This window comes from Leptolyngbya sp. FACHB-321 (assembly GCF_014695975.1).
Lineage (GTDB): Bacteria > Cyanobacteriota > Cyanobacteriia > Leptolyngbyales > Leptolyngbyaceae > Stenomitos.
Map to the genome: position 1 here is coordinate 1 of NZ_JACJPI010000069.1, position 3,624 is coordinate 3,624.

Here is a 3,624-nt window from a genome sequence, read left to right on the forward strand (position 1 = left end):
TTTCACCACGGTGACCGTATTGCTCAATTGATTGAAGTGGTTGGAGCACGAGTCGTCTATTTGCCACCGTATTCACCTGACCTCAATCGGATTGAAAAATGCTGGGCGTGGTTGAAAAGTCGTATTCGCAAACACTTACGTGCTGCCACTCCTTTGCGCGATGCGATGGAAACCGTGCTCAAGCAGGCTGCGTCCTAACTTCTATGGTGGTAGCTATACTTTTGCGATTGTCTAACTCTGGCACTTCAACGGAACGGGAAATGGTGAGTACCTCTCCACCGCGAACTTGCCCCACCACACGAGCCTCATTACCAGGTTGAGCTAGGATTGGTCCTCCCCCTCGCATTACGACAGAAGGACGTGCAGATAGATCAGGGTTGCCGATGAATCGGATGAACTGACCCATGACCCAACCTTCCTGACCGGAAGAACGTTGAACCAAATACCACATGCCTTGTTGCCTATCACGGGTAGAATCAACGACTTGAACAACTTCTTCTTTGCCAACTGAGACGACCGAACGAGCCTGAGCAGACGGTTCCGCCCGGACGATTACTGGATTGTTGGAGGTCTCATCGATCAAGTGAGCCGCTTCACCCGGAAACGAGGAAGTAGCCGTAGGAGTGTATCTCTCCTCTGGCACGCTCGGTAAAGTTTCAATACCACCTGTGCGTGAATTGCCTGCGGTACAACTTGTGAGAGCGATCGCCGCAACAATAAAAAGCGCTGAAATCGAGTAACGCATAACCAGAACCAAACAGGGCATGAAGGACTAGACGAATAGATCCTATCCGGTTGTGCCCCATTCCAGACGGAACATTCCTTATGCTGTGGCGTTTTAAGGAATAGAGCTTGGTATTGGGGAATAGTGCAGTGTTGGTCAACTGGATAGGGCAATTCATCTGTTTCCTTCGTATGGCGAAAAAATCAAAGCTACTTCTTCCCTTATCCCGCTCTCTGGCGATTGTTTCACTGCTGGCCTTGTCTGCGTGTAAAACCGTCGATCAAGTTGCACCTGCCAGTTCCCCTATTCGAACGACGCAATCTTCTCCAACCCGAATCACGCTAACGACGATCGCCCATTTCAACGGCAGCAATGGCAGTGATCCAATCGGGGTTGTGCAAGCCAAGGATGGCAATCTGTATGGTGTGACTGCTTCTGGCGGAAATCCTGGAGCCGGAACGGTTTTTCGACTGACCCCTGAAGGACAACTGAAGACACTGATAACCTTCGATGCCCAAATCAATGGCTATAACTCCGATTCTCCTCTAATTGTTGGGCAAGACGGGAATTTGTATGGCACAACCACTGGCGGTGGAGAGGCGGGTGGAGGAGGATTTGGAAGTGTTTTTCGCGTAACTCCAGAAGAACAATTCACCACCCTTGTCGTGTTCGATCGCACCAATGGCGCACGTCCTGAGCGTCCTCTAATTCAGGCAAAAGATGGCAATTTTTATGGCACCACGTACATGGGCGGAACAAAGCAGCAAGGAACTTTGTTTCGGCTCACTCCCAATGGTCAACTGACAACCCTGGTTCAATTTGACATCGATTTTGGTGAAGCTTCTCCTGTGAGAAATCGCCCCGGTGGCTTGGATGTCTTTGAAGATCAAAACGGCAATCTCTATGTGACGCACGGTAATTTTTATGGCACGCAATACATGGCTGATGGGGCAGCAACCATTTTTCGGCTCACCGCAGACAATAAATTAATTTCCCTAACGACATTTCAAGGGTTGAATCAAGGAGCGAATCGCGAGGCTTATCCAAGCCGCTTAATTCAAGGTAACGACGGTAACTTCTATGGAGTGACGTTGATGGGAACACTTTTTCGCCTTGCCCCTAATGGTCAGCGAACGACGATCGCTACCTTCGATCGTAGTCTTTTTCCAAACAGTTTGATTCAGGGACGTGATAGCAACTTCTACGGCACCGCAGTCGGACGGGAAACAACCATACCAGGTGTTGTCTTTCGCATTACCCCTCAAGGACAAATCACAATACTTGCTCGGTTCACAGGTATAAACGGCAAATTTCCCCGTAGCCTCATACAGGCGAGTGATGGCACGTTCTATGGCACGACTGGGCAGGGTGGGCAAGGCGATCGCGGTACTGTCTTTCGGCTAACAGTGAATTGATCACGAGAATAAGGCTTATACAACGGTTTGCAGTCAGATAGACGGCAATCAAGCATTATTGAGCGTTGCTGAATAGAGGGAGGAATCAAGCGAGGATCGGTACATCCCAAAATCTCAAGTAGTGCAGTCCCGAGCGGATTGAATGTCTCAGCATTACTTCCGCTTTGGAATAGCACAATGTTTTGCGATGTAAGTGGGCTAGACAGTGCCGCAAGCGTGTATTTTCACCTTCGACTCGGGTCATATAAGTTTTGCTCATAAGCGAGTCTCCCGCTGGCATAAAGCCTGGATAGACACTCCAACCATCAGTGACATAGAAACAACACTGTTAGGCTCTAACCACTGCCCATAAAGGTTCAAAGGTCTTTGCACTATGGTCACCTAACACCCAACCTAAGATGCCTGCTCTAAAGTGATCTACTGCTGTCCACAGCCAAATTTTGTTTTTTAGAGCCCACAAATGTTCCTAGTTCATCGAGTTATCCCACTTGTGGGGTTTGTTCTGGAGCATACGCAGCAGGTGAGTGTTCTCCAACTTGTTTGACCCAGCAAATGACAGTGGTATAGTAAACCCCTGTCACTCGTTCAATACCTCGAAAACCCATGCTATTGACATATAGCGGTCGTCATTAGGGTTGCGGTATCAACAGCAAGGGATTTGGCACTCTAGGACCGCAACGCAGCTGTCCTAGAGTGCCAAAAGCCTACAGTCAAGCTTTGCGAGAAAAAGCCGTTGCCGCTGTGGATCGTGGTGTGCCCAAAAGCGAGGTGATCACAATGTTCAACAGCAGTCGCGATAGTCTTGACCGATGGCTCCAACAGCGTCAAACGGGGAGTCTTGCTGCTGCCCAAGGGTGTCAACAGGGGCCCAGTCACTGCATTGTTGATTAGGACAAGTTTCAGGCATTTGTCCAAAAACATGGTGACAAGACCCAAGCAGAATTAGCTGAACGATGTCATGAGCTAGTCAGCACCCACACAATCTCCCGCGCCCTAGCAAAGATTGGATTCACGCGGGAAAAAAGACCGACGGCTACCGCGAACGCGATGCTGCAAAACGCGAGGAGTTTCTTTCACAACTCGCTGAGTTTGAGCCGTCGCGCCGCGTGTCTATTGATGAAGCCGGCATGGATGAACGCGATGACTATGGCTATGACTATGGCTATGGCTATGGCTGATGTGCGACGGGTCAGCGATTCGAAGCCCTCAAAGCTGGGCAACGTACCGGACACATCAACATAATGGCAGCGTACTGTGAGCGACAACGGCAAGCGCCCTTCACCGTCGCAGGCTCGTGTAGTCGTACTATAGCAGTGTGCAAGTTTGCTCAGTACACTGATAGGGAACAGAATAAACCGATTTTCTCTCTTTCGATGCGACCTTACTCCTGCGACTTGCGCCAAAAGATTGTCAGTCTTTACAATCAAGGTGAAGGCTCAATTCGTCAATTAGCCCACCGCTTTGCTGTCAGCCCAGACTTTGTAC

General features: G+C 49.6%; 3 protein-coding genes and 1 pseudogene. 2 read left to right on the forward strand and 2 right to left on the reverse strand.

The window, feature by feature from the left end:
• On the forward strand, positions 1-198 hold a 198-nt coding region (locus tag H6F76_RS18860), incomplete at its 5' end, for a transposase (RefSeq protein WP_190510607.1).
• On the opposite strand, the gene H6F76_RS18865 is transcribed toward H6F76_RS18860, so the two are convergent.
• Positions 179-745 (reverse strand): SH3 domain-containing protein, encoded by a 567-nt coding sequence (locus tag H6F76_RS18865; RefSeq protein ID WP_190510609.1) that lies wholly within the window; start codon positions 743-745, stop codon positions 179-181. The genes H6F76_RS18860 and H6F76_RS18865 overlap by 20 nt on opposite strands.
• Positions 746-915: 170 nt before the next feature.
• On the opposite strand from H6F76_RS18865, the gene H6F76_RS18870 reads away from it, so the two are divergent.
• On the forward strand, positions 916-2,139 hold the full coding sequence (locus tag H6F76_RS18870) for a choice-of-anchor tandem repeat GloVer-containing protein (RefSeq protein ID WP_190510611.1): 1,224 nt from the start codon (positions 916-918) through the stop codon (positions 2,137-2,139).
• Positions 2,140-2,224: 85 nt separating this feature from the next.
• Here H6F76_RS18870 and H6F76_RS18875 read toward each other — a convergent pair.
• Positions 2,225-2,759, reverse strand: a pseudogene (locus H6F76_RS18875) (IS1 family transposase); the annotation flags it as partial.
• Positions 2,760-3,624: the final 865 nt, after the last annotated feature.